The following is a 24,916-nucleotide window of genomic DNA, read 5'->3' as shown; positions in this document are numbered from 1 at the left end:
CTCAGTATCCTTCGGAGTCGGGATCGGGGCTGAAGGCGCGCGTCGTCAGGCGCTCAACGCGGGTTTCCACCCGGCCATCCGCATACAGATCCAGCCAGCGCCAGCCCGGCGCTTCGGAATCGATAGTAAAGTTGGTGCAGTGCGGTCGGAACTGCACGCAGGTCGACGGCGTCGCCAGCAGGCGGCGTCCGTTCCAGTTCAAATCCAGATCCTGATGAATATGCCCGCAGAGCAGCGTCGACGCCAGTGGATAGCGCTGCAGCACGGCCTCCAGCATATGCGAATTGCGCAGGCTGTGCTGATCGAGCCAGGTGCAGCCCGACGGCAGCGGATGGTGATGCAGCAGCACCAGCGTATGGCGCTCCGGCGCCTTCGCCAGCACTTTGTCCAGCCATTCCAGCTGATAGTCGCTCAGCTCGCCGTGCGGCACGCCGAAAACCTGGCTGTCCAGCAACACGATCTGCCACTCCTCGCCCAGCAGTACATGCTTTTCGTCAGCGATTTTCGCTTCGGCCAGCGTATTGAACATCGCAGGCTGAAAATCGTGGTTGCCCGGCAGCCAGACGCACGGCGCGGGCAGACGCGCGATGCCCTCAGCGAAATGCTGATAGGCTTCCACGCTGTGATCCTGCGCCAGATCGCCGGTCGCGACGATCAGATCGAACGGCCCTTCACAGGCGGAAATCGCCTGCAGCACCGCATCGAAACTGGCCCAGGTGTTCACGCCCAGCAGCGTTTCATGTTTACCGGCGAAAAGATGGGTGTCCGTTATCTGTAATACCCTTGCCCGACCATTCGCCACAGGAAGTTTTAACAGGCTATCCAATCACAATCCTTAGGGTTAATGCCGTCGCGGCAGAGGCTCACCACACCGGAACGGCCATTGCGCCATGCGCTAAACAGTAGCGCAGCCAGTCTGCAAGAAACTGGTTTATCTGATGCTTTTCGTCACGCTGATGCAGCTTTTTATTCGGATAATCATAGCGCGCTTTGAAGCGATAGATCTGCTGTGTCGAACACACTTCCGCCACCATTGCGTCATGGTAGAGCCGCACGGACATGGCGGGCAGGCTCCAGTAACTGACGGCGGGCGCGGTCTGTTTGATTTCCACCAGCGTAGTGTAACGCGTCGATTCCTGGATAGTCACCGTATAACTTGCATCGTTGACCTGCCAGGTGACTGACTCGCCCGCCCGATCTTCTTTCGGCAGCAGCCGACGCAGCTGCGCGAAATTGGTTTCGCACAGCCGCATCATTTCAGGGAAATCAGGCACGTAGCGCTTTATCATTCGTTTTTCCACTCGTCTCTTAGTTTTTTATGATGCAGCTCCAGCCATTGCAAAGCGATGACGGAGGCCGCGTTGTCTATTTTCCCCTCTTCCACCCAGCGGTAAGCCTGTTCGCGGCTGACCACATGCACAAGAATATCCTCATTCTCTTCCTCCAGACCGTGGTTTCCCTGCGCCACGCTGGCATCCACTTCGCCTACCAGAATCTCCAGCCGCTCGCTGGTGCCGCCGGGGCTGGCTAAGTAGCTAAGCACCGGCTTCACGCGGGCGGGTTTGATCCCGGCTTCTTCTACCGCTTCGCGCCGGACAACGTCTTCCGGCGTTTCGCCCGGCTCTATAATACCGGCCACCAATTCTAACAGCCAGGGCGTCGGGCTGCTGTCAAAAGCGGGAATGCGGATTTGTTCAATCAATACCACCCGATCGCTCACCGGATCGTAAGGCAGCAGGACGGCGGCATGGCCGCGCTCAAAAACCTCTCTGGTGACTTCTTTACTCATACCGCCGTTAAACAGCCGATGGCGAAAGCGATAACGAGTGAGTGAAAAAAAACCTTTATAACACGGCTCACGTGCAATAATTTCTACATCGTTTTTTGTGAAAGTCACCGGGTATTTTTTGTCGCTGCTCACGGTTTACGCTCCTGTAAGGGTGGTGGCGAAAGCGGGAAAAGAGTGCTGAAATCCGCCCAGAGTGTAGTTCTTAATGATTAAATTGAGTAAATTGTGGCAACATGGCACTTTCAGCCAACTTATCTCTTTCATTTACTCTGGTAGAATCGGCGATAATTTTTTTGGCTTACGACAGCGCTACCATAGCAATATTGCTGCATAACAAGGAATGCAAATGAAGAAACTGCTCCCTTTACTTATCGGCCTGGGCCTGGGCGGCTTCAGCGTCGCCAGCCAGGCGGAAAACCTGTTGCAGATCTACCAGCAGGCCCGGTTGTCTAACCCCGATCTTCGCAGTTCTGCAGCCGATCGCGATGCCGCGTTTGAGAAAATCAACGAAGCGCGCAGCCCTTTACTGCCTCAGTTAGGTTTGGGTGCGGATTATACCTACAGCAACGGCTATCGCGACAGCAGCGGTCTGCACAGCACCACGACCAGCGGCACACTGCAGCTGACGCAAACCATTTTCGATATGTCGAAATGGCGCGCGCTGACGCTGCAGGAAAAAACGGCAGGCGTACAGGATGTTACCTACCAGGTCGCACAGCAGAATCTGATCCTCAACACCGCTACCGCTTATTTTAACGTATTAAACGCCATCGACACGCTTTCTTATACCGAAGCGCAGAAACAGTCGATCTACCGTCAGCTGGATCAAACCACGCAGCGTTTCAACGTCGGCCTGGTGGCGATTACGGATGTGCAAAACGCGCGTGCGCAGTACGACAGCGTGCTGGCCAACGAAGTGACGGCCCGCAACAATCTGGATAATAATCTGGAAACGCTGCGTCAGGTCACGGGCAACTACTATCTGAGCCTGGCTTCGCTGAACGTCGACAGCTTCCAGACGGAAAAACCGCAGCCGGTCAACGCGCTGCTGAAGGAAGCCGAAAGCCGCAACCTTAGCCTGCTTTCCGCTCGTCTGAACCAGGATCTGGCGCGTGAGCAGATCCGCCTGTCGGAAACCGGCCATATGCCAACGCTGGATCTGACTGCGCAAAGCGGCCTGTCGAACAACAAATATGGCGGCAGCCGCGCCAACAGCGCAGCCTATCAGGACAGCATCAGCGGCAACAACCAGGTGGGCCTGAGCTTCACGCTGCCGTTGTATAGCGGCGGCTCGGTCACCTCGCAGGTGAAACAGTCGCAGTACGCTTTTGTTTCCGCCAGCGAGCAGCTCGAAAGCGCACACCGTACCGCGGTACAGACCGTGCGTTCATCCTTTAACAACGTGAATGCGTCCATCAGCAGCATCAATGCTTACAAGCAGGCCGTGGTTTCGGCGCAAAGCTCACTGGATGCAATGGAAGCGGGTTATCAGGTAGGTACGCGCACCATCGTTGACGTGCTGGATGCGACCACCACATTATATAACGCCAAGCAGCAGCTTTCCAACGCGCGCTACAGCTACATGATCAACGAGCTGAATATTAAATCGGCTCTGGGTACGCTGAACGAGCAGGATCTGCAGATGCTGAACAGCCGCCTGGGTAAAGAAGTCCCAACTTCACCAGAAGCGGTAGCGCCGGAAAACACCCAGCAGGATGCAGCGGCAAACGGCGCGCAAACGGCGGCCTCGCCTGCCGTGCAGCGTGCTGCGGCACCGGCGGCGGCTCAGGCTTCCGCGCCAGCCAGCGGTAATCCGTTCCGCCATTAAGCATTTTGGGGCAGCCTGGCTGCCCCTTTTACTTTCAAACGTATAGCTAAGTAAAGATCCCCTTCACATTGCCGCTCGTTGCTTCAATTTCCACCGCCGTTCCCCTATTCTAAGCATTACCTTTGGGCTCAGGACAGAATGTCATGAAACGGACAAAAAAAATTAATCATGCCTCCTTTCGCAAAAGCTGGAGCGCACGCCACCTCACTCCGGTAGCGCTGGCGGTAACCGCCGTATTTATGCTGGCCGGTTGCGAACAATCGGACGAAACCGTCTCGCTTTATCAAAATGCGGACGACTGCTCCAGCGCCAATCCTGGCAAAAGCGAACAGTGCACCACGGCCTACAACAACGCCAAAAAAGAGGCGGAAAAAACCGCGCCGAAATACGCGACTCGTGAAGACTGCGTGGCGGAGTTCGGCGAAGGCCAGTGCCAGCAGGCGCCCGCGCAGGCCGGCGTCGGCACCACCAACGCCGAATCCCAGCAGAGCGGCAGCTTCTGGATGCCGCTGATGGCCGGTTATATGATGGGTCGCCTGATGGGCGGGGGCGCAGGCTTTGCCCAGCAGCCGCTGTTTACCTCGCGCTCGCCAAACAGCCCGGCCAGAGGCCAGTTTGTTGACGCCAGCGGAAAAAGCTTTGGCACCGCGACGCCGGGCCGCACCATGACCGTGCCGAAAACCGCGCTGGCGCCGAAACCGGCCACCACCAGCACCGTGACGCGCGGCGGCTTTGGCGAAAGCGTGGCGAAGCAGTCCACTATGCAGCGCAGCAGCGCAACGTCCGGCTCCAGCCGGTCTTTCGGAGGTTAAGCGTGCAGCGTCTGGCGATTGCAGAACGTCCCAACTGGCGTGAAAAAGCCACCGAATATGGCTTTCGCTTCCACACCATGCACGGCGAGCCTTACTGGTGCGAGGACGCTTATTATCAGTTTACGCTGGCACAAATCGAGAAGCTGGAGGCGGTAACCGGCGAGCTGCATCAGATGTGCCTGCAGGTGGTGGACAAAGTGGTCAACAGCGAGGAGCTGCTGGCGAAATTCCGCATCCCGAAACATACCTGGGATTTTGTTCGCACCTCGTGGAAGACCAGCCAGCCTTCGCTCTACTCCCGGCTGGATCTGGCCTGGGATGGGCAGACGGATGCCAAACTGCTGGAAAACAACGCCGACACGCCGACCTCCTTGTACGAAGCCGCTTTCTTTCAGTGGATCTGGCTGGAAGATCAGCTTAGCGCTGGCAATCTGCCGGCCGGTAGCGATCAGTTCAACAGCCTGCAGGAGAAGCTGATCGACCGCTTTGCGGCGCTGCATCAGCAGCACGGCTTTAGCTGGCTGCACTTTGCCTGCTGCCGCGATACGGATGAAGATCGCGGCACCGTGCAGTATCTTCAGGATTGCGCGACGGAGGCAGGGCTGCCAAGCGAGTTCCTCTATATCGACGAAATCGGCCTGGGCGAAAAAGGCCAGTTTACCGACGTGCATGACCAGGTAATCGGCAACCTTTTCAAGCTTTATCCCTGGGAGTTCATGCTGCGCGAGACGTTTTCCACCAAGCTGGCCGATGCCGGCGTGCGCTGGCTGGAGCCGGCGTGGAAAAGCATTATTTCCAATAAGGCGCTGCTGCCGATGCTGTGGAAAATGTTTCCCAATCATCCTAATCTGCTGCCCGCTTATTTTGCAGAAGATAACGTGCCGGCGATGGATAAATATGTGGTCAAACCGCTGTTTTCACGCGAAGGCGCTAACATCCGCATCGTGGAAAACGGCAAAGAGATTGCCCGCGTGGACGGCCCTTATGGCGAAGAAGGCATGATCGTGCAGCAGTTCCATCCGCTGCCGAAGTTTGGCGACAGCTATACGCTGATCGGCAGCTGGCTGATTGACGATCGGCCAGCCGGTATTGGCCTGCGCGAAGATCGTGACCTGATCACCCAGGATCTCTCCCGATTCTACCCGCATACCTTTATCGAATAGGTTCTGGCGGATCTTATCCTACCCGTACCGAAAGCATACTGATTGCTGCCATTTCCAGCCCGTCTGCGGGCACGGAAATGGTTTCGCCCGGCTCCCGCGCGCCCAGAACGTAAAGCAGCGGCAGATAATGCTCCGGCGTTGGGTTAGCAAGCGCCGCGCCCTCATGCTGCATAAAATTAACCAGTGGATGATCTTCCACTGGCCCTTCCCACGCCAGATGCTCACGCACGTAGTGATTAAATGAGACAGCCCAGCCGTGCGGTTTCGCACTGTCGTCCCGGCTTGCCATCCGCAGGTTATGCACCACGTTGCCGCTGGCGACAATCATATAGCCGCGTTCGCGCAGCGCGGTCAACCTGCGGCCCAGCGCAAAGTGGTAAGCGGCGGGTTTGGTGCCGTCCACGCTAAGCTGCACCACCGGGATATCGGCCTGCGGATACATTTTTATCAGCACGCCCCAGGCGCCGTGATCCAGCCCCCACGCCTGATCCTGCACTACTTCAACCGGCGCAAGCGCGTCCGCTATTTCTTTCGCCAGCGCAGGCGAACCGGGCGCAGGGTAACGCGTATCAAACAGCGCCTGCGGGAAACCGCCAAAATCGTGGATGGTGCGCGGCTTTTCCATCGCGGTCACCGCCGTTCCGCGCGTATACCAATGGGCGGAGACAGCAATAATTCCCTTCGGACGCGGCAAGTTCTGCCCCAGCTCGCGCCAGCTTTGCGTATAGGCATTTTCTTCCAGCACGTTCATCGGGCTGCCGTGGCCCAGAAAAAGCGCGGGCATCAGTGATTTCATAACTCTCTCCGGACATTAAAGCGATAACGAATACGTTACGCTCTTTTTAGCGCCGGGAAAGCCGGATAAGCATGATGAAGATCGTCAGGAATTTTGATGGATCGGAAATGACATTTCCTGACGTTACGCGTACTTTTTCTCTGCTAATGTATAGCAAAGGCTATACTTTTTCGGGAACAGGAGAGACGTTTGTGTCCATACCTTTACTGCTGACTCTGCTGGCCGGCGGCGCCACTTTTATCGGGGCCTTCCTGGGCGTTATCGGCCAAAAGCCGTCGGCGCGAGCGCTGGCTTTTGCGCTGGGCTTTGCCGCCGGTATTATGCTGTTGATTTCGCTGATGGAGATGCTGCCCGCCGCGCTGAAGGCGGAGGGAATGTCGCCGCTGTTGGGCTATGGCATGTTTATCGTTGGCCTGCTCGGTTATTTTGCGCTGGACAAGCTGTTGCCGCACCACCATCCCCAGGATCTGATGGGCGGTAAATCGCCGCAGAATCTACGTCGTACCGCGCTGCTGCTGACGCTTGGCATCAGCCTGCACAATTTCCCGGAAGGTATCGCAACCTTTGTGACCGCCAGCAGCGATCTGGAGCTGGGGATGGGCATTGCGCTGGCGGTAGCCATTCATAATATTCCCGAAGGGCTGGCCGTCGCCGGGCCGATGTACGCCGCAACAGGATCGAAAAAGAAGGCGCTGTTCTGGGCAGGGATTTCCGGCATGGCGGAGATCGCCGGCGGCCTTATAGCTTTCATGCTGATGGGGCCATGGCTGTCACCGCTGGTAATGGGCGCGGTTATGGCCGCCGTCGCCGGGATCATGGTGGCGCTGTCCGTTGACGAACTGATGCCGCTGGCGCGCGATATCGCGCCGGATGTGAATCCCAGCTATGGCGTACTCTGCGGTATGACGGTAATGGGGCTGAGCCTGACGCTGTTGGAAAGCGCCGGCCTGAGCTAAAGATGAACGGTGAGGCAAATTTTGCCTCACATGGAAACCAGCGCCCATTGGGCCAGTTATGCCAAAAGCAGTCGCTATCGGGCCAGGCGGGCGCTGTCAGGCCAGTGGAACGGAGAAGCGGATGCGCAAAAAACCGCAGCGCGAAAACTCTCGCGCCGCGCGCCTGCACGACGTTAGCTATGCGTACAGAAGCGCGGCAATGCGCTTAGCTTGCCTGACGCGTTTCACGGCTGCGGCGGTAAGCGACCAGATCTTCAATGGTCACCACCGGCATCGCGTGCTGTTTCGCAAAGGCGATGGCTTCAGGCGCATGGGCCATCGTGCCGTCGTCGTTGGTCAGCTCGCACAGTACGCCTGCAGGTTTGAAACCGGCCAGCGTCACTAAATCAATAGAGGCTTCGGTATGGCCGCCGCGCGTCAGCACGCCGCCTTCACGAGCGCGGAGAGGAAACACGTGGCCCGGGCGGTGCAGATCGCTTGGTTTAGCATTATCGGCCACGGCCGCACGAATGGTGGTGATGCGATCCGCAGCGGAAACACCGGTGGTCACGCCTTTCGCCGCCTCAATGGTAACGGTAAAGCCGGTGCCAAAAGAGCTGGTGTTGTTCTCTACCATCATCGGCAGTTCCAGCTGGCGGAGACGTTCTTCGTTCAGGCACAGGCAGACAATGCCGCTGCCGTGACGAATGGTCAGCGCCATTTGTTCGACGGTCATGGTTTCTGCGGCGAAAATCATATCGCCTTCGTTTTCACGATCTTCATCATCCAGCACCATGACGCCACGGCCATTGCGCAGCGCGTCGATAGCGCGTTCCACACGCTGTTCAGGCGTGCCAAATTCAGAAAGAAGCGTCTGATTCATGGTAAATAATCCTTTGTGTAATATGGGTTACCAGAACCAGGGCGAGCTTAGGAGTGTCTTGCAGCGACAAAAAATAACGGCGTGGCGGGCGTAGACCCGACAGGATACGTTACTCTCTCCCATCCGGACTTTAACCGTCGGCCCCGGAATTACACCGGATCTGCTGACCTTCAGACCAGGAAGATCTGAAGCGCTCGCGGGCTTTCAGCCGTAGCCGATTTACCGCCGGTGGGGAATTTCGCCCCGCCCTGAGAATAAGCCTGATTACTATAGCGCCGAAAAAAAAGCAGGGCAACGAACAAAATAAGCAAATCGTTAGCCATTTTGCCGCTTTCACGTTTTTGGGTTTAACCTTTGTGGTTATGGCATTACACTTAACGAAACTTTGCCGCTATCAGGAAGCCGCCATGATTGACCCGAAAAAAATTGAACAACTTGCTCGTCAGGTTCATGACTCTATGCCAAAAGGGATCCGTGAGTTTGGCGATGATGTCGAAAAGAAAATCCGCCAGACCCTGCAGTCACAGCTGACCCGTCTGGACCTGGTTAACCGCGAAGAATTTGACGTGCAGACGCAGGTGCTGCTGCGTACCCGTGAAAAGCTGGCCGCGCTGGAAGCCCGTATCGCCGAGCTGGAAAGCCGTGGCGTGGATGCGCCGAAAGCGGATATGCCGAAAGAAGTGCTGAAAACGGAAGATATGCAGTAACGCCGAAGGCGAAACCGTTTAAAAAAGGCGCCGTGTTCAACCGGCGCCTTTTGTCGTTTAAGGGCGGGCCTTTTTTGCCCGCGTCCTCATCAGCTTTTCGCCTGAATGGCCTTGATGATATTGCTGGTGGAGATCCCATCTTCAAAGTTCAGCACGCGCACTTCGCCGCCGTTTGCCCACACCTCTTTGCTGCCCGCAATCTCTTCCGGCTTGTAATCGCCGCCTTTTACCAGCAGATCAGGCAGGATATCGGCAATAACCCGCTGCGGCGTATCTTCTTCAAAGGCCACCACCCAGTCGACCGCTTCCAGCGCGCCCAGCACGATCATCCGGTTTTCCAGCGGATTGACCGGACGACTCTCGCCTTTCAGCCGTTTAGTGGATGCATCGCTGTTGACCGCGACGATCAGGCGATCGCCCAGCTTGCGCGCGTTGGCCAGATAGGAGACGTGGCCGGCATGAAGAATATCGAAGCAGCCGTTGGTCATCACCACTTTCTCGCCGCGACGACGCGCCAGCGCCACCGCCTCTTTCAGCTGCGCCTCGCTCATCACGCCGAAACCGGCCTCGGGCCGTGCGCGAATGGCGTTTTCCAGCTCGACTGGCGAAACCGTTGATGTTCCCAGCTTGCCCACCACCACGCCTGCGGCGGCGTTAGCCAGGAAGCAGCTCTCTTCCAGTGTATTGCCTGCGGCCAGCGCGGCGGCCAGTACGCCGATCACCGTATCGCCCGCGCCGGTCACGTCATAGACTTCCTGCGCCTGGGTTGGCAGATGCACCGGCTCTTTGCCCGGCTGCAACAGCGTCATGCCGTTTTCAGAACGCGTCACCAGCAGCGCCGACAGCTCGAACTGCTGCATCAGCGCCATGCCGCGCTCGACAATCTCCGCTTCGTCTTTGCACTTGCCGACGACGGCTTCAAATTCGGAAAGGTTTGGCGTCAGGATGGTCGCACCGCGATAGCGCTCGAAATCGGTCCCTTTCGGATCGACCAGCACCGGTACCTTCGCCTCGCGGGCGATGGCAATAATGCTTTCCACGCTGTCCAGCGCGCCTTTGGCGTAATCGGAAAGCACCAGCGCGCCTGCGGACGGCAGCGCCTCGCGGATCCGCTGATGCAGCGGCTCAACGTCGATCCCCCCAAAACCTTCTTCAAAATCCAGACGGATCAGCTGCTGGTTGCGCGACAGCACGCGCAGCTTGGTGATGGTAGGATGCGTGGCGACGGTAACAAAATCACACTGCACGTTAACGCCGGTGAGCGCGTCGTTCAGCGCGCGCGCCGCATCATCCACGCCAGTCAGGCCGACCAGACGGGAACTGGCGCCGAGCGAAGCGATATTCATCGCCACGTTGGCCGCCCCGCCGGGACGCTCCTCCACGTTGTCCACCTTAACCACCGGCACCGGCGCTTCAGGGGAAATACGGCTGGTTGGGCCATACCAGTAGCGATCCAGCATCACGTCGCCAACAACCAGAACACCCGCACGGTTAAAATCGGGCAGCGTCATTTTCATTCCAGATACTCCAGGCTGCAGTCAGTCAAAAAATAGTGCGCGCGATGATAGCACATGCCGTCAATTGCGCCCATTGCGCCACGATCACGCCTCCAGCCAGCGCTGCCAGCTGGCGTTGACCACGGATTGCTCCGCGCTGAACGCCTCCGGCGCAAGCTGGCCCGGTAAAGCCTGGAGCGCCAGCCTGTGCAGCTCGTTACGCAGCGTAACGTAAGCGTGGGTCAGCGAATGCGCCTCTTCCTCGCTCATTCTGTCGTGGCGCGCCAACAGCGCCAGGATGCGTACGTTATCCGACCAGCTCGTCAGCTCTGGCTCCGTCGCGGCATAGCGTAAGACCAGATATTGCGTAATGAATTCAATATCGGTAATGCCGCCGCGATCCGCTTTGATATCCCAACGCCCTTTTTGTCGGTTGCCCAGATGCGCGCGCATCTTCTCGCGCATTTCCCGGACTTCCGTTTTCAGCTTTTCCGGCTCGCGCGGTAAACACAGAATGCCCCGGCGGATCCCGGTAAAGCGCTGGCTTAACGCCGCGTCGCCAAAAACGATGCGCGCCCGTACCAGCGCCTGATGTTCCCAGGTCCAGGCTTCATGACGCTGATAATCATCAAAAGCCGCGAAGGTGCTGACCAGCATGCCCGCCGCGCCGGAAGGACGCAGCCTGGCGTCCACCTCGTATAAAATGCCGGACGACGTGCGGGTGCTGAACAGGTGCATGATGCGCTGCGCAAGCCGCAGATAAAACTGGCGGCCATCAATGCTGCGCTCGCCGTCCGTCACCGCTTCTGCCGGACAGTCGTGCAGGAACACCAGGTCAAGATCCGAACTGTAGCCCAGCTCCCAGCCGCCCAGCTTGCCGTAGCCGATGACCGCGAAGCCGCGCGCCTGCGGCTCGTTAAGGTGCGAAGGCCGCCCGTAGCGCTGCACCATCATCTGCCAGGCCTGCTGCACCACCTGCTCCACAATGGCCTCCGCCAGCCAGGTAAGATGATCGCTGACCTTCATAACCGGCAGCGTGCCCGCAATATCGGCCGCGGCAATGCGCAAATGCTGCGCCTGCTTGAACTGACGCAGCGCTTCCAGCTGCTGCTCTTCGTCCTCTTCCGGGATGCGCAACAGATACTGCCGCAGCTCGTCGCGATAGGCATCCGTGGCCGTGGGCTGGTAAAGCGTGGCGGGATCCAGCAGCTCGTCCAGCAGCAGCGGATAACGCGCCAGCTGATCGGCCACCATCGGCGAGGCCGCACAGAGCCGGATCAGATGCTTAAGCGCGCCCGGATATTCCGTCAGCAGCTCCAGGTAGGTAGTGCGCGTCACTATGCCCAGCAGCAGCGGCGTCAGACGACCGAGCGTGACGTCGGCATCTTCACGCGGGCAAACCTCGGCCAGCAGGCCCGGCATCAGCAGATCCAGCGCCTGGCGTCCGCGCGGGCCAATGGTACGTTTATCCACGTCCTGGCGAAAATCGCCGATCGCGCGCAGCAGCCGCTGCTGCGCTTCGGCGGTAAGATGAGGCACCAGCGCCGCCAGCTCCGGTTCCTCCAGGCGATCCTGCCACAGGATGCCATAGTCGTCCGTGTCTTTGCTGTCGCCCGCCTCCGGCGCGTCATCGCCGATTAGCTCGTCGAAAATAGCGCGTACGGCGGCCATATGCTGTTCCAGCTGGCCGTACATCTCCGCCCAGCCCGTGGTGCCCATCGCCCACGCCAGCCGCGCACGATTAAGATCGTCCGAGGGCAGCGTTTGCGTCTGTTCGTCATTGATGCTTTGCAGCAGATTCTCCAGGCGGCGTAAAAACAGATACGCTTCCTGTAGCCGTAGCGCCTGCTCTGCGGGCAGCAGATGCAGATCGCTGATGGCCTGAAGCGTGGGTAAAAAGGCCCGCAGCTGTAGCGAGCGCTCACGTCCGCCACGGATCAGCTGAAAAACCTGCACGATAAATTCCGTTTCGCGGATGCCGCCCGCGCCCAGCTTGATATTGTCTTTCAGCCCGCGCCGACGCACTTCCCTGGCAATCATGCTTTTCATATTGCGCAGCGACTGGATCACGCTGAAATCGATATAGCGGCGATAGACAAAGGGCCGCAGCATCTGCTCCAGCTCCTGGCTCCAGCGATCGTCCGCGCCGCCCATCAGCCGCGCTTTCACCATCGCGTAGCGCTCCCAGTCGCGTCCCTGCTCCTGATAGTAATCCTCCAGCGCGGCAAAGCTCAGCACCAGCGGGCCGCTGTCGCCAAAAGGACGCAGGCGCATATCTACCCGATAAACGAAGCCGTCGATGGTCGGCTGATCGAGCACTTTGATCAGCCGCTGGCCCAGACGAGTAAAAAACTGCGCGTTATCCAGCTCGCGGCGCCCGCCCTGGGTGACGCCGTTTTCCGGCCAGGTAAAGATTAAATCGATATCCGAAGAGAAGTTCAGCTCGCCACCGCCGAGCTTGCCCATCCCCAGGATCAGCAGCGGCTGCGGCTCGCCCTGCGCGTTAACCGGCGTGCCCAGCTCGCGGCAGCAGGCCTGCCACAGCCAGTCGCGCGCCGCCACGATCAGCGTTTCCGCCAGCACGCTCAGCTGCCGTAACGTTGCCTGCGTGCTGCTGAGCGACAGCGCCTGCATCCAGGCGATACGCGTCAGCATATGGCGACGAAACAGGCGTAGCTCGCGCATAAGCGCGGCTTCGTCCGCGACCTGCGCCATTTCTTCCGCCAGCCAGTCGGCATAATGTCGCCACTCTTCCGGCTCCGGCGCCCTTTGCTGCAGTTCCTGCTGCCATTCAGGATAGCGCGTCAGGTTTTCGCTGATGAAATCGCTGAAGGCCATAGCGGCACGCAGCGCGGGATCGTCAGCGGTAACCGGTAGCGCGGCAAGCAGCGGCGGCAGAGGCGGTAAAGTTAAAGGCGACATAGGTAACTCCCTGTGAGGGCGGTCGAAATCAGGCGCCGCCGTTTTTCCAGAAAACCGACTGCTTCAGCGCCTGATGGCGATACGACTCCAGCCAGGCTTCCTGATGCGTTTTAATCGCGTGGGCCAGCTGTTCCCATGCGCCCAGCCAGGCCGCCACGGCTGTTTCGTCATAGGCGCCGGCCAGCAGACGCGCGGCGAGCAGTTGACGCTGCAAACGGGTCAGCTTGTCCTGATATTCATTGGTCTGACGCACGTGGGCAAACGTCTCTTTCAGGTCGGCAGAGACGCGGCCCAGCATGATGTCGCAGAAGCGCTTGAAGGAGCCTTGCAGCTTGCTGTCGGTTTTGCTGTCGATAAACGGACGCCAGCCTTCGCTTGCTATCCAGTTAGTAAGCGCCAACTGGGTTTGTAGCCAGAGCGGCGTAAAGCAGAGCGACGGCTGCGGCTTTTGCTCCGCCAGCGCCTCTTCCAGCTCGTTCAGCTTTTGGCGCAGTTCGCTGCTGGCCTTACGCGGCACCAGCGTGCCGAACAGAGCAAAAGCCTGACGCAGCGTTTCCAGTGCTTCGTTAATGCCACGCAGCGCAGACGGGGTGCCGCGTAGCCACAGCTCTTCATGATACTGCCACTGACTTAGCGCCAGCGTAAAAGCGCCCAGCATCCCCTCTTCAACCGTGGCTTTCGGCTTCACTTTCAGGATCGGCAACGGGCGCAGCTCGCGCTGGCTCTGACGCTGCGCCAGGCCGTAACCGCGCGCGGCTTTGCTCAGGCTGCCCAAACGCAGTCCGCCCATGTCCGCCAGTTCAGCCGCAAAAGCCATCAGGTCGGCACGCTCGCCGGTTTTCAGCTCCAGCTCGATTTCGTTCAGCGGCTCGCTTAGCTCGCCCGCCTGCACTTCGCCGTAGTCAAAAGCCACTTCAATCTCGCTGTTCAGGTAAGTAACCACCCACTTTTCCCGTACGAAGTGGGTGCTGAACAGCGGCTGCAGCTGCGCCTGTAACGCCGCTACATCACAGTCCTGCGGCCAGATTTCCGCCGGCAGCTGCGCGATGGCCAGCTCGGGCTTTTCCAACGCTATATTGTATTCCGGGCGCTGATGCAGACCGCCGACGGTTTTCCCCGCCGTTTTCAGCGTCATTTCATAGCTGTCGCCAAAGCCGCGAATACGCAGCCCCATATCCCAGCGGCGCAGCTGGCGATCCGGCGTTTCAAAATAGATGTTGGTCAGTTTCTGCGGCGCGCTGTGCACGTTTGGCCAGGCAGCGAGACGAGCCGGCAGCTTTTCGGCGCCTTCAGGCGTGGTAATGAACTTTAATTCAATTTCTATGGTCATATTTTCTTAATCAGATTAGCGGCACGGTCAACAAAGGCCAGATTATACCTTGCGGCCTCGGCTTTTATGCAGTGCGAAGTCGAAAACCGCGGGTAACGGGCAAGCCAGAGATGACGAAAAGAGTAATGCACAATCGCCCTGGTTGTCCCGCTTTTCCTGGCGCTTTGCGCGTCAGGTCGAGTCCAGGATAGTTCTCATTCAGCTTTATGCGAGCCATCTCCAGACTGTGCCATTACTTTTTTTCCGCACTCACAAAAAAGATACCGAATGAAAAAAACGCATTTACTTGGCCTCACTTTACTGACTTTCAGCGTTGCCGCCTCGCTTCATGCCGAAGAGAAGCGCTATATTTCAGACGAACTTTCCACCTGGGTACGCAGCGGCCCCAGCGACAGCTACCGCCTGACGGGCACGCTGAACGCGGGGGAAGAAGTAGCGCTGGTACAGACCAACAATGATACGCATTATGCCCAGATCCGGGATGCTAACGGCCGGACGTCATGGATCCCGCTGGCGCAGCTGAGTCAGCAGCCAAGCCTACGCACTCGCGTTCCACAGCTGGAACAGCAGGTAAAGGATTTGACCGATAAGCTGGCCAATATCGACGGCAGCTGGAATCAGCGCACGGCGGAAATGCAGAAGAAAGTCGCGGGCAGTGATGACGTGATCAACGGCCTGAAAGCGGAAAATCAGAAACTGAAAAACGAGCTAATCGTGGCGCAGAAAAAAGTCAGCGCCGCTAACGTGCAGCTTGATGACAAGCAGCGCACCATCATTATGCAGTGGTTTATGTATGGCGGCGGCGTAGCCGGTGTCGGTCTCCTGCTGGGCCTGCTTTTGCCGCATATGATCCCCAGCCGCAAGAAAAAAGATCGCTGGATGAGCTGACGCTTTTTCGGGCATCTTTCGGTGCCCTTCTCCTCTTTTTGTCCACCGGCCAGGCGCTTCACAACGGTAGGAGAGCTTCTACACTTCACGTATGATGCCAGAAAAATTTAGTTCGGGAGCCTGTAGTGAAGAGTTATCTTGTCGGTGGCGCGGTACGCGATGCCCTGTTAAATTTGCCGGTCAAAGACAAAGATTGGGTGGTGGTAGGCGCTTCGCCTGCCGAGATGCTGGCGCTCGGCTTTCAGCAGGTCGGCCGTGATTTTCCCGTGTTCCTGCATCCTGACACGCAGCAGGAATACGCGCTGGCGCGCACCGAGCGCAAAAACGGCAGCGGCTATACCGGTTTTGTCTGCTATGCCGCGCCAGACGTGACGCTGGAGCAGGATTTGCAGCGCCGCGATCTGACTATTAACGCCATCGCTCAGGATGACGAGGGCCGCTATTACGATCCCTACAATGGCCGTGCCGATATCGAACAGCGTCAGCTACGCCATGTTTCCGCCGCCTTTAACGAAGATCCGCTGCGCGTGCTGCGCGTGGCGCGCTTTGCCGCGCGTTTTGCTCACCTTGGTTTCGTGATTGCCGGGGAAACGCTGGCGTTGATGCGCTCGATGGCGGAAAGCGGCGAACTGAGCGCGCTGACGCCCGAGCGCGTCTGGAAAGAGACCGAAAAGGCGCTGGAAACCCGCACGCCTCAGGTCTATTTTCAGGTGCTGCGCGACTGCGGCGCCCTCGCCGTGCTTTTTCCCGAGCTGGACAATCTTTACGGCGTGCCGGCACCGGCCAAATGGCATCCGGAAATCGATACCGGCGTGCATACGCTGATGACGCTGGCGATTGCCGCTGAGCTGAGCGATGAAGTAGACGTGCGTTTCGCCACGCTGTTTCATGACGTCGGCAAAGCGCTGACGCCGCCGGAAAAATGGCCGAGCCATCATGGTCACGGCCCGGCGGGCGTGCCGCTGGTGGAGCAGCTTTGCCAGCGCCTACGCGTGCCGAACGCCATTCGCGATCTGGCGCTGCTGGTGACGGAATTTCACGATTTAGTGCATACCGTCGAGCGGCAAAGTCCGGAAACGCTGGTCGCCCTCTTCGATCGCATTGACGCCTGGCGCAAGCCCCATCGCGTGGAGCAAATTGCGCTGACCAGCGAAGCGGACGCGCGCGGCCGCACCGGATTTGAGAACAATGCTTACCCGCAGGGCGACTATCTGCGCAAGGCGTTTGAGATTGTGCAGAACGTGTCGACCAAAGACGTGGTCGCGGCGGGTTACAAAGGCGTGGAGGTCAGGGAAGAGCTAACGCGAAGGCGTATTGCCGCACTGGCAGCCTGGCGGGCAGAGCCGCTTTAAAAAGAAGCCGGACAAACGTCCGGCTTTTTTTGACTAGACGAAAATCATGTAGACCGCAGCGGCCACAATAAAGCGGTAGATAGCGAAAGGAACGAAGGAGATACGCTGGATCAGCTTCAGGAAGACCTTGATAGCAATCAGCGCCACCACGAAGGCCGTGAGGAAACCTACGGCGAACATCGGCATATCGGCCATCGTCAGGAAGCCCAGGCTCTTATACAGATCCAGCACCGTCGCGCCCATCATCATCGGCACAGCCAGAAGGAATGAGAACTCGGAGGCCGCATAACGACTCACGCCCATCAGCATGCCGCCGGAAATGGTCGCGCCGGAGCGAGAAAAGCCCGGCCACAGCGCCAGACACTGGAAACAGCCAATCATAAAGGCCTGACGGTAAGTCATATCGTCAATCCCTACGGCTTTAGGCTGTTTGGGTTTGAGATATTCCGCCGCCAGCAGCAGAACGCCGCCGACAACCAGCGCGTACATCACGTTAATGGGATTGAAAAGCGTTTTAATTTTATCGTGAAAAATCAGGCCAATCACCACGGCCGGCACCATACCCAGCAGGATGTGGATCAGCGTCAGATGCCCTTTGCCTGTGCCTTCGTGCGGCACTTTGCCAAAGTGGATGCCAATCAGGCCAAACAGACGACGCCAGAACATCACTACCACCGCCAGGATCGATCCCAGCTGAATAACTACTTCAAACGTATCGGCTTTATCACCTTCAAAGCCCAACAGATGACCGACAATGATCATGTGCCCGGTGGAAGAGACGGGGAGAAACTCCGTTAACCCCTCAACAATCCCAAGGATTGCTGCCACCCATAGCTGATGAATATCTGCCATCAAATCTACCCCTATCCGTATCAAAGCCATTAAAAAGGCGGTCGCTGTACGCCACCGCCAAAATTGTGCCCGCAGAAAGGCGGGCCAATCCTCAGACAGCCCATAATGTGGTTTGGTTTCATCGTGATGGCAATCACATTGCGCTTATTTCGGAATAGTCCCTCGTTCGATGATTACGCCAACCTGAAGCGCCTGCGCTACCGCGCCCGGCTTGCTCAGTTTGATCCGCACCCACGGCGACCCGAAACGCGTCAGCAGCAGGGTGGCAACCTCTTCTGCCACGCGCTCGACCAGCGCGAAGCGGCCGCCTGCGACATGGTTAATAATCGCTTCGGAAACGTCCGCATAGCTCAGGCAGTCGTTGACGTCGTCGCTGGCCGCCGCGACGCGGTTATCCCAGGCCATTTCGACATCGAACACCAGCTTCTGCGAAATCGTCTGTTCCCAGTCGTAAACGCCAATAGTCGTGATAACCGACAGCTGTTCAATAAATACAATATCCATGATGCGAGTCTCTGTTTTTGCGGTTGCCGGATACCACTTCCGACGGATTATGCGTATTATCCACGGATGACGAGAACAAAACGACCCCCTGAAGACGGAACGGTGTTATGAGCATATTCGCGCCCGGTATGATTATTTTCGCGTATCTGTGCGGTTCTATTTCCAGCGCAATCCTGGTATGCCGACTGTTCAGATTACCCGACCCGCGACAGAATGGATCCGGCAATCCCGGTGCCACTAACGTGTTGCGTCTCGGCGGTAAAGCGCCTGCGCTGCTCGTCCTGCTGTTTGATATCCTGAAAGGTATGCTGCCGGTCTGGCTGGCTTATCATTTCGGGCTCTCGCCCTTCTGGCTTGGCCTGATCGCTATCGCGGCCTGTCTGGGTCATATCTATCCGATCTTTTTCCAGTTTAAAGGCGGTAAAGGCGTGGCGACGGCGTTTGGCGCCATCGCGCCGATCGGCTGGGATCTCACCGGCCTGATGACCGGCACCTGGCTGCTGACCGTTCTGTTGAGCGGCTATTCGTCGTTAGGCGCCATTATCAGCGCGCTGATCGCGCCGTTTTACGTCTGGTGGTTTAAACCGCAGCTGACTTTTCCGGTAGCGATGCTTTCCTGTCTGGTGTTGTTGCGCCATCACGACAATATCCAGCGCCTTTGGCGCGGCCAGGAAACTAAAATCTGGAAGAAAAAGCGCAAATAAATTCATTTAAGACCCTGTTAATTCTAAAAAAACAGGTTTGCGGCCTTCGCGTTAATCCAATAAAATCGTTAACCCGCACATAAGATGCGGGTTTATTTTTTATTACAAGGAAACGTGATGAAAGAATTAACACAGCATGAAGTGATGCAGGTCAGCGGCGCTGGCTATATTCAGGAAGCGCTGAGCAGCATAGGTAGCTATGTCGGCAACGGCCTGTACGGTCTGGTCGCTAATACAGGCGTGGAGCTGCCGCTAATCGGTAAGGTCAGCATAGGCTCTTTCTATCCCGATTTGGGCAAAGATATCGGTTCAACGTTGGGTAGTCAGGCTGGCGGTATGATCGAAAGCCTTATCGCCGGTATTCCGCTGATCGGCGGCTGGCTGAATGGCCTGCTGGGCAACTAGTCTCTAACAGACCGCGCCATTGCCATGAGCAATGGCGCTTTTATCTCAGCGGCTTTCCAGCGGTGAAAGCTCCGACAGCGGCCAGCGCGGACGGACGCTAACGCTCAGATCGCTGCTTGTTCCGCCCTTAAGTCTGACCATCCCCGCATAGGCGATCATCGCGCCGTTATCGGTGCAGAACTCCGGCCTGGCGTAAAACACCTCTCCGCCCCGCGCTCGCATCACGTCGGCCATTCTTGCCCGCAGCGTACGGTTAGCGCTGACGCCGCCTGCAATCACCAGCCGCGTAAAGCCGGTTTGCTCCAGCGCGCGTTTGCATTTGATGATCAGCGTATCGACAACGGCATCTTCAAAGGCACGAGCCACGTCCGCGCGCGTCTGATCGTCACCGGCGTTTTCACGAATGGTATTCGCTGCGAATGTTTTCAAACCGGAAAAGCTGAAATCCAGCCCAGGCCTGTCGGTCATAGGACGCGGAAAGATAAAGCGCTTTTCCACGCCCTGCTGCGCCATTTTCGACAGCATCGGCCCGCCCGGATAGTCCAGACCCAGCAGCTTGGCCGTTTTATCGAAGGCTTCGCCGGCCGCATCATCCACGGATTCGCCAAGCAGCTGGTATTCACCGATGCCGGTGACGCTAATCAGCTGCGTATGACCGCCGGAAACCAGCAGCGCGACAAAGGGAAACGCAGGCGGATTGTCTTCCAGCATCGGCGCCAGCAAATGCCCTTCCATGTGGTGTACCGGCACCGCCGGCACGTTCCAGGCAAAAGCCAGCGAACGACCGATGGTGGCCCCGACCAGCAGCGCGCCAACAAGGCCAGGCCCTGCGGTATAGGCTACGGCATCTATATCTTGCGCCTGCAGGCCCGCCTCTTTTAGGGCAGCCTGAATTAAAGGCACGGTTTTACGCACGTGATCGCGCGAAGCCAGTTCCGGCACCACGCCGCCGTAGTCGGCGTGCAGTTTGACCTGGCTGTAAAGTTGGTTAGCGAGCAATCCGGCATTATCGTCGTAAATCGCGATACCGGTTTCATCGCAGGAAGTTTCTATTCCGAGCACACGCATGGCATTTACCTCATTCTTGCGGCGCGCAGTGTAACATGAAGCCGCTTCGCGCTGCGGCAAATTTCCGCGTTATCCACCGATCGCCATGATCGATAAGAGGAAAATTTCATCGCCTCGCCTCTTCGAGTGCGGTATAATCCTTGCCCTGAAAAAACCGGCAGCCGCACAGGCGCATCTGTTGGTGAGACATTATGCTATGGTGCTTTACAACGCAGCCTGTGTTGGAGTAAAATTCCGCACCATTTTGAAACAAGCTGGCACTGACGTCAGCAACAAAACCGAATTTATCGAGGTGAGAGTTACATGCCGGTAATTAAAGTACGTGAAAACGAGCCATTTGACGTAGCACTGCGTCGCTTCAAGCGTTCTTGCGAGAAAGCAGGCGTTCTGGCTGAAGTTCGTCGTCGTGAGTTTTATGAAAAACCTACTACCGAACGTAAGCGCGCTAAAGCTTCTGCTGTGAAACGCCACGCGAAGAAACTGGCTCGCGAAAACGCACGCCGCACTCGTCTGTACTAATTATTGAGGGCTTGCCCTCAGGCTTCACAGACCAGTAGTAGTATACAAGGCCGTGCTTTCCGAAAGGAATGCGCGGCTTGTTCTCGTTTATGAGCTGATAGGCCTATGGCTGGACGAATTCCACGCGTATTTATCAATGACTTGCTGGCTCGCACGGACATCGTGGATCTTATCGATGCGCGCGTAAAGCTAAAGAAGCAGGGCAAGAACTATCACGCGTGCTGTCCCTTTCATAACGAAAAGACGCCCTCTTTTACCGTCAACGGTGAAAAACAGTTTTACCACTGCTTCGGCTGCGGCGCGCACGGCAACGCGATCGATTTCTTAATGAATTACGATCGGCTGGAGTTCGTCGAAAGCATTGAAGAACTGGCAACGCTTTACGGCCTCGAAGTGCCGTATGAGAGCGGTTCCGGCCCCAGTCAGTTAGAGCGTCATCAGCGCCAGAGTCTTTATCAGCTGATGGGCAGCCTGAATGATTTCTACCAGCAGTCGCTTACGCAGAACCAGGCGGCTGGCGCGCGCGATTATCTTACCAAACGCGGTCTTAGCGACGATGTTATCCGGCATTTTTCGATTGGCTTTGCGCCTGCGGGTTGGGATAACGCGCTAAAACGTTTTGGTCGCAGCCAGGAAGACCGCCAGTCTCTGAGCGATGCCGGTATGCTGGTCACCAACGATCAGGGACGCAGCTACGATCGTTTTCGTGAACGCATTATGTTTCCTATCCACGATAAGCGTGGACGTGTTATCGGGTTTGGCGGCCGCGTTGTCGGCGATGCACTCCCTAAATACCTTAACTCGCCGGAAACCGAAATATTCCATAAAGGCCGCCAGCTGTACGGCCTGTATGAAGCGCAAAAGAAACATCCAGAACCCGCTAAGCTTCTGGTGGTGGAAGGCTACATGGACGTGGTGGCGCTGGCGCAGTTCGGCATTGATTATGCCGTTGCATCGCTCGGCACTTCCACTACGCCCGAGCATATCCAACTGCTTTTTCGCACGACCGATACGGTAATTTGCTGCTACGACGGCGACAGAGCGGGTCGGGAAGCAGCATGGCGTGCGCTGGAAACCGCATTGCCTTACATGAATGACGGACGTCAGCTACGCTTTATGTTTCTGCCGGACGGCGAAGATCCCGATACGCTGGTGCGGAAAGAGGGAAAAGACGCGTTCGAGGCGCGGATGGAGCAGGCGATGCCGCTCTCCGCTTTCCTGTTCGATACGCTGATGCCGCAGGTCGATCTGAGTACGCCTGATGGCCGTACGCAGCTGACCGCGCTGGCGTTGCCCTTAATTAGTCAGGTTACCGGCGAAACGTTACGTATTTATTTACTTCAGGTACTGGGCGACAAGTTAGGGATCCCTGATCATGTGCAACTGGAAAAACTGCTGACGAAACAGCACGAAAGTGCAAAACAGTCCCAGCAGCCCCAGCTAAAACGCACAACCATGCGTATACTGATTGGATTGCTGATCCAGAATCCGGCGCTGGCGACGATGGTCCCTTCGTTGGAAGGGCTGAATAATTCGGAGCTTCCCGGGTTCCCGCTATTCGTAGAGTTAGTGAGTACTTGCGTAGCGCATCCTGGCCTGACGACGGGCCAGTTACTGGAACTTTATCGCGGCACAAAATTTAGCCAAAGCCTTGAAACGCTGGCAACATGGAACCACATGATAGTTGAGGATGAAGTGGAAACCATGTTCAAGGACTCGCTGGCCAGCATGTATGATGCGGCGCTGGAGCGCAGGCTGGAAGAGTTAATTGCGCGCGACCGCACGCACGGCCTGAATGCCGAAGAGCGTCGTGAATTTTGGACGCTCAGCCAGGCCCTGAAAAAACAGTAACAAACGAATTAACAGCGGCGATGGAAACATGATGAAGCGCATATCGTCGCAGCCGGTTTAAACGCTATCAGCAATAGACCGGCAGGAAAAAAGCTTCTGTCAGCATATCCGCGGCTTAAGTGCCGACTATCCGCCAGGTTGAGCCTGGCAGCCGCCACGATGGGCAGCGGCAATAAACCAACGCCCTCACTGTTATTGTTGGCTGCTTAAACTTAGCCGACCAACACCAATCTAATTTAACAGAAGTGTGGATACCGTCTTATGGAGCAAAACCCGCAGTCACAGCTGAAGCTGCTTGTCACCCGTGGTAAGGAGCAAGGCTATCTGACCTATGCCGAGGTCAATGACCATCTGCCGGAAGATATCGTCGACTCCGATCAGATCGAAGACATCATCCAGATGATCAACGACATGGGCATACAGGTTGTGGAAGAAGCGCCTGATGCCGACGATCTGATGCTGAATGAAAACAGCAGCGATACGGACGAAGATGCTGCCGAAGCGGCTGCTCAGGTACTCTCCAGCGTTGAATCTGAAATCGGGCGGACTACCGATCCGGTCCGTATGTACATGCGCGAAATGGGCACCGTCGAACTGCTGACGCGCGAAGGCGAAATCGACATCGCCAAGCGTATCGAAGACGGCATCAACCAGGTGCAGTGTTCCGTTGCCGAATACCCGGAGGCTATCACCTACCTGCTGGAGCAGTACGATCGCGTCGAGGCTGGCGAAGCTCGTCTTTCCGATATGATCACCGGCTTTGTCGATCCGAACGCGGCAGAAGAGATTGCGCCTACGGCAACGCATGTAGGTTCTGAACTCTCTGAAGAAGAGCGCGACGACGACGAAGACGAAGACGAAGAGTCCGACGACGACACCGCTGACGATGACAACAGCATCGACCCGGAACTGGCGCGTGAGAAATTCACCGAGCTGCGCACGCAGTACGAGAAAACGCGTACGGTGATCAAGGCCAAAGGCCGCAGCCATGCCGACGCCGTCAGCGAGATCCAAAACCTGTCCGACGTCTTTAAACAGTTCCGCCTGGTGCCGAAGCAGTTTGACTACCTGGTGAACAACATGCGTACCATGATGGATCGCGTCCGTACTCAGGAACGCCTCATCATGAAACTGTGTGTTGAAATCTGTAAGATGCCGAAAAAGAACTTCATCACGCTGTTCACCGGCAATGAAACCAGCGAAACCTGGTTCAACGCCGCGCTGGCAATGAACAAACCGTGGTCCGAGAAGCTCAAGGACGTGTCGGAAGACGTTCAGCGCAGCCTGATGAAGCTGGCGCAGATTGAAGAAGAGACCGGCCTGACGATTGAACAGGTAAAAGATATCAACCGCCGGATGTCCATCGGCGAAGCGAAAGCGCGTCGTGCGAAAAAAGAGATGGTTGAGGCTAACCTGCGTCTGGTTATCTCTATTGCTAAAAAGTACACCAACCGCGGCCTGCAGTTCCTGGATTTGATCCAGGAAGGCAACATCGGCCTGATGAAGGCCGTAGATAAGTTTGAATATCGCCGTGGCTATAAGTTTTCGACCTATGCTACCTGGTGGATCCGTCAGGCTATCACCCGCTCTATCGCTGACCAGGCGCGCACCATCCGTATCCCGGTGCATATGATTGAGACTATCAACAAGCTCAACCGTATCTCCCGCCAGATGCTGCAGGAAATGGGCCGCGAACCTACGCCGGAAGAGCTGGCCGAGCGGATGCTGATGCCGGAAGATAAAATCCGCAAGGTGCTGAAGATCGCCAAAGAGCCAATCTCCATGGAGACGCCGATCGGTGATGATGAAGATTCGCATCTGGGCGATTTTATCGAAGACACTACGCTGGAGCTGCCGCTGGACTCCGCCACCTCCGAGAGCCTGCGTTCAGCGACTCACGACGTGCTGGCCGGCCTGACGGCGCGTGAAGCGAAAGTGCTGCGTATGCGTTTTGGTATCGATATGAACACCGACCATACGCTGGAAGAAGTCGGCAAGCAGTTTGACGTTACCCGTGAGCGTATTCGTCAGATTGAAGCCAAGGCGCTGCGTAAGCTGCGTCATCCAAGCCGCTCCGAAGTACTGCGCAGCTTCCTGGACGATTAATCCAGC

23 protein-coding genes and 1 riboswitch are annotated in these 24,916 nt (G+C 57.2%); of the genes, 12 read left to right on the top strand and 11 right to left on the bottom strand.

Annotation, left to right across the window (positions count from 1 at the left end; genetic code table 11):
* Position 1 precedes the first annotated feature (1 nt).
* The 3 genes from cpdA to nudF are packed head-to-tail and all read right to left on the bottom strand — an operon-like array spanning position 2 to position 1,921.
* The gene (cpdA, locus tag ACA373_RS12945) at positions 2 to 826 is read right to left on the bottom strand and encodes a 3',5'-cyclic-AMP phosphodiesterase (RefSeq protein WP_370734616.1); all 825 of its coding nucleotides are present in this window, start codon (positions 824 to 826) and stop codon (positions 2 to 4) included.
* A gap of 37 nt (positions 827 to 863) precedes the next feature.
* The gene (locus ACA373_RS12940; RefSeq protein WP_253458229.1) at positions 864 to 1,289 is read right to left on the bottom strand and encodes a DUF1249 family protein; all 426 of its coding nucleotides are present in this window, start codon (positions 1,287 to 1,289) and stop codon (positions 864 to 866) included.
* Positions 1,286 to 1,921, bottom strand: coding sequence for an ADP-ribose diphosphatase (gene nudF, locus ACA373_RS12935; RefSeq protein ID WP_253458226.1), 636 nt, complete (start codon positions 1,919 to 1,921; stop codon positions 1,286 to 1,288). The genes ACA373_RS12940 and nudF overlap by 4 nt, the downstream gene beginning before the upstream one ends.
* A 214-nt stretch (positions 1,922 to 2,135) precedes the next feature.
* Between nudF and tolC the strand changes: the two genes are divergently transcribed.
* The 3 genes from tolC (at position 2,136) to ACA373_RS12920 (ending at position 5,592) form a co-directional block, all read left to right on the top strand.
* Entirely contained in the window at positions 2,136 to 3,617 is a 1,482-nt protein-coding gene (gene tolC / locus ACA373_RS12930) for an outer membrane channel protein TolC (protein ID WP_253458223.1), read from the top strand.
* 143 nt (positions 3,618 to 3,760) lie between these two features.
* Positions 3,761 to 4,429 (top strand): DUF1190 family protein, encoded by a 669-nt coding sequence (locus ACA373_RS12925; RefSeq protein ID WP_253458220.1) that lies wholly within the window; start codon positions 3,761 to 3,763, stop codon positions 4,427 to 4,429.
* Between the two features lie 2 nt (positions 4,430 to 4,431).
* On the top strand, positions 4,432 to 5,592 hold the full coding sequence (locus tag ACA373_RS12920) for a glutathionylspermidine synthase family protein (protein ID WP_253458217.1): 1,161 nt from the start codon (positions 4,432 to 4,434) through the stop codon (positions 5,590 to 5,592).
* A 13-nt stretch (positions 5,593 to 5,605) separates the two neighbouring features.
* Here the strand turns inward: ACA373_RS12920 and ygiD are convergent, their stop codons facing one another.
* Positions 5,606 to 6,388 carry a 4,5-DOPA dioxygenase extradiol gene (gene ygiD, locus ACA373_RS12915; protein ID WP_253458212.1) on the bottom strand — a complete coding sequence of 261 codons (783 nt, stop codon included), beginning with the start codon at positions 6,386 to 6,388 and terminating at the stop codon, positions 5,606 to 5,608.
* A 191-nt stretch (positions 6,389 to 6,579) separates the two neighbouring features.
* Here ygiD and zupT point away from each other — a divergent pair, with 191 nt between their 5' ends.
* The gene (gene zupT / locus ACA373_RS12910) at positions 6,580 to 7,344 is read left to right on the top strand and encodes a zinc transporter ZupT (protein ID WP_253458209.1); all 765 of its coding nucleotides are present in this window, start codon (positions 6,580 to 6,582) and stop codon (positions 7,342 to 7,344) included.
* A gap of 205 nt (positions 7,345 to 7,549) precedes the next feature.
* On the opposite strand, the gene ribB is transcribed toward zupT, so the two are convergent.
* Positions 7,550 to 8,206 carry a 3,4-dihydroxy-2-butanone-4-phosphate synthase gene (ribB, locus tag ACA373_RS12905; RefSeq protein ID WP_253458206.1) on the bottom strand — a complete coding sequence of 219 codons (657 nt, stop codon included), beginning with the start codon at positions 8,204 to 8,206 and terminating at the stop codon, positions 7,550 to 7,552.
* 107 nt (positions 8,207 to 8,313) lie between these two features.
* Positions 8,314 to 8,466, bottom strand: a riboswitch (FMN riboswitch).
* Positions 8,467 to 8,613: 147 nt separating this feature from the next.
* On the opposite strand from ribB, the gene ACA373_RS12900 reads away from it, so the two are divergent.
* Entirely contained in the window at positions 8,614 to 8,913 is a 300-nt protein-coding gene (locus ACA373_RS12900; protein ID WP_253458205.1) for an accessory factor UbiK family protein, read from the top strand.
* Positions 8,914 to 9,002: 89 nt separating this feature from the next.
* Here the strand turns inward: ACA373_RS12900 and hldE are convergent, their stop codons facing one another.
* The 3 genes from hldE to ACA373_RS12885 all read right to left on the bottom strand — a co-directional run bounded on the left by hldE (position 9,003) and on the right by ACA373_RS12885 (position 14,661).
* Positions 9,003 to 10,430: a bifunctional D-glycero-beta-D-manno-heptose-7-phosphate kinase/D-glycero-beta-D-manno-heptose 1-phosphate adenylyltransferase HldE gene (gene hldE / locus ACA373_RS12895; RefSeq protein WP_253458203.1), complete on the bottom strand. Its 1,428-nt coding sequence runs from the start codon at positions 10,428 to 10,430 to the stop codon at positions 9,003 to 9,005.
* 84 nt (positions 10,431 to 10,514) lie between these two features.
* Positions 10,515 to 13,331: a bifunctional [glutamate--ammonia ligase]-adenylyl-L-tyrosine phosphorylase/[glutamate--ammonia-ligase] adenylyltransferase gene (glnE, locus tag ACA373_RS12890; RefSeq protein WP_253458201.1), complete on the bottom strand. Its 2,817-nt coding sequence runs from the start codon at positions 13,329 to 13,331 to the stop codon at positions 10,515 to 10,517.
* 28 nt (positions 13,332 to 13,359) lie between these two features.
* Complete coding sequence (locus ACA373_RS12885; protein WP_370734615.1) at positions 13,360 to 14,661, bottom strand: inorganic triphosphatase; 1,302 nt, start codon at positions 14,659 to 14,661, stop codon at positions 13,360 to 13,362.
* A gap of 267 nt (positions 14,662 to 14,928) precedes the next feature.
* Between ACA373_RS12885 and ACA373_RS12880 the strand changes: the two genes are divergently transcribed.
* Positions 14,929 to 15,549, top strand: coding sequence for a TIGR04211 family SH3 domain-containing protein (locus ACA373_RS12880; RefSeq protein WP_253458197.1), 621 nt, complete (start codon positions 14,929 to 14,931; stop codon positions 15,547 to 15,549).
* A 125-nt stretch (positions 15,550 to 15,674) separates the two neighbouring features.
* Positions 15,675 to 16,901 carry a multifunctional CCA addition/repair protein gene (locus ACA373_RS12875; protein ID WP_253458195.1) on the top strand — a complete coding sequence of 409 codons (1,227 nt, stop codon included), beginning with the start codon at positions 15,675 to 15,677 and terminating at the stop codon, positions 16,899 to 16,901.
* A 33-nt stretch (positions 16,902 to 16,934) separates the two neighbouring features.
* Here the strand turns inward: ACA373_RS12875 and bacA are convergent, their stop codons facing one another.
* Together bacA and folB are read right to left on the bottom strand one after the other, a co-directional pair.
* Positions 16,935 to 17,753, bottom strand: coding sequence for an undecaprenyl-diphosphate phosphatase (gene bacA, locus ACA373_RS12870; RefSeq protein WP_125287192.1), 819 nt, complete (start codon positions 17,751 to 17,753; stop codon positions 16,935 to 16,937).
* A gap of 144 nt (positions 17,754 to 17,897) precedes the next feature.
* Positions 17,898 to 18,257, bottom strand: a complete 360-nt coding sequence (gene folB / locus ACA373_RS12865) for a bifunctional dihydroneopterin aldolase/7,8-dihydroneopterin epimerase (RefSeq protein WP_253458192.1) — start codon at positions 18,255 to 18,257, stop codon at positions 17,898 to 17,900.
* A gap of 107 nt (positions 18,258 to 18,364) precedes the next feature.
* On the opposite strand from folB, the gene plsY reads away from it, so the two are divergent.
* A complete protein-coding gene (gene plsY, locus ACA373_RS12860) occupies positions 18,365 to 18,961 on the top strand; it encodes a glycerol-3-phosphate 1-O-acyltransferase PlsY (protein WP_253458189.1) in 597 nt (198 codons plus the stop codon).
* Between the two features lie 117 nt (positions 18,962 to 19,078).
* Positions 19,079 to 19,366 (top strand): hypothetical protein, encoded by a 288-nt coding sequence (locus ACA373_RS12855; RefSeq protein ID WP_253458186.1) that lies wholly within the window; start codon positions 19,079 to 19,081, stop codon positions 19,364 to 19,366.
* A gap of 45 nt (positions 19,367 to 19,411) precedes the next feature.
* Here the strand turns inward: ACA373_RS12855 and tsaD are convergent, their stop codons facing one another.
* Positions 19,412 to 20,434, bottom strand: a complete 1,023-nt coding sequence (gene tsaD / locus ACA373_RS12850; RefSeq protein ID WP_301250647.1) for a tRNA (adenosine(37)-N6)-threonylcarbamoyltransferase complex transferase subunit TsaD — start codon at positions 20,432 to 20,434, stop codon at positions 19,412 to 19,414.
* Positions 20,435 to 20,737: 303 nt separating this feature from the next.
* On the opposite strand from tsaD, the gene rpsU reads away from it, so the two are divergent.
* The 3 genes from rpsU to rpoD all read left to right on the top strand — a co-directional run bounded on the left by rpsU (position 20,738) and on the right by rpoD (position 24,910).
* A complete protein-coding gene (rpsU, locus tag ACA373_RS12845; RefSeq protein WP_001144069.1) occupies positions 20,738 to 20,953 on the top strand; it encodes a 30S ribosomal protein S21 in 216 nt (71 codons plus the stop codon).
* A gap of 105 nt (positions 20,954 to 21,058) precedes the next feature.
* Positions 21,059 to 22,804 carry a DNA primase gene (dnaG, locus tag ACA373_RS12840; protein ID WP_370734614.1) on the top strand — a complete coding sequence of 582 codons (1,746 nt, stop codon included), beginning with the start codon at positions 21,059 to 21,061 and terminating at the stop codon, positions 22,802 to 22,804.
* A 261-nt stretch (positions 22,805 to 23,065) separates the two neighbouring features.
* On the top strand, positions 23,066 to 24,910 hold the full coding sequence (gene rpoD, locus ACA373_RS12835; RefSeq protein ID WP_125287187.1) for an RNA polymerase sigma factor RpoD: 1,845 nt from the start codon (positions 23,066 to 23,068) through the stop codon (positions 24,908 to 24,910).
* The last annotated feature ends 6 nt before the right edge of the window (positions 24,911 to 24,916 follow it).

It is taken from the genome of Erwinia sp. STN24 (genome assembly GCF_041320675.1).
In the GTDB taxonomy this organism is placed as follows: Bacteria; Pseudomonadota; Gammaproteobacteria; order Enterobacterales; family Enterobacteriaceae; genus Erwinia; species Erwinia aeris.
This window is presented reverse-complemented; position numbering and strand designations above follow the sequence as displayed.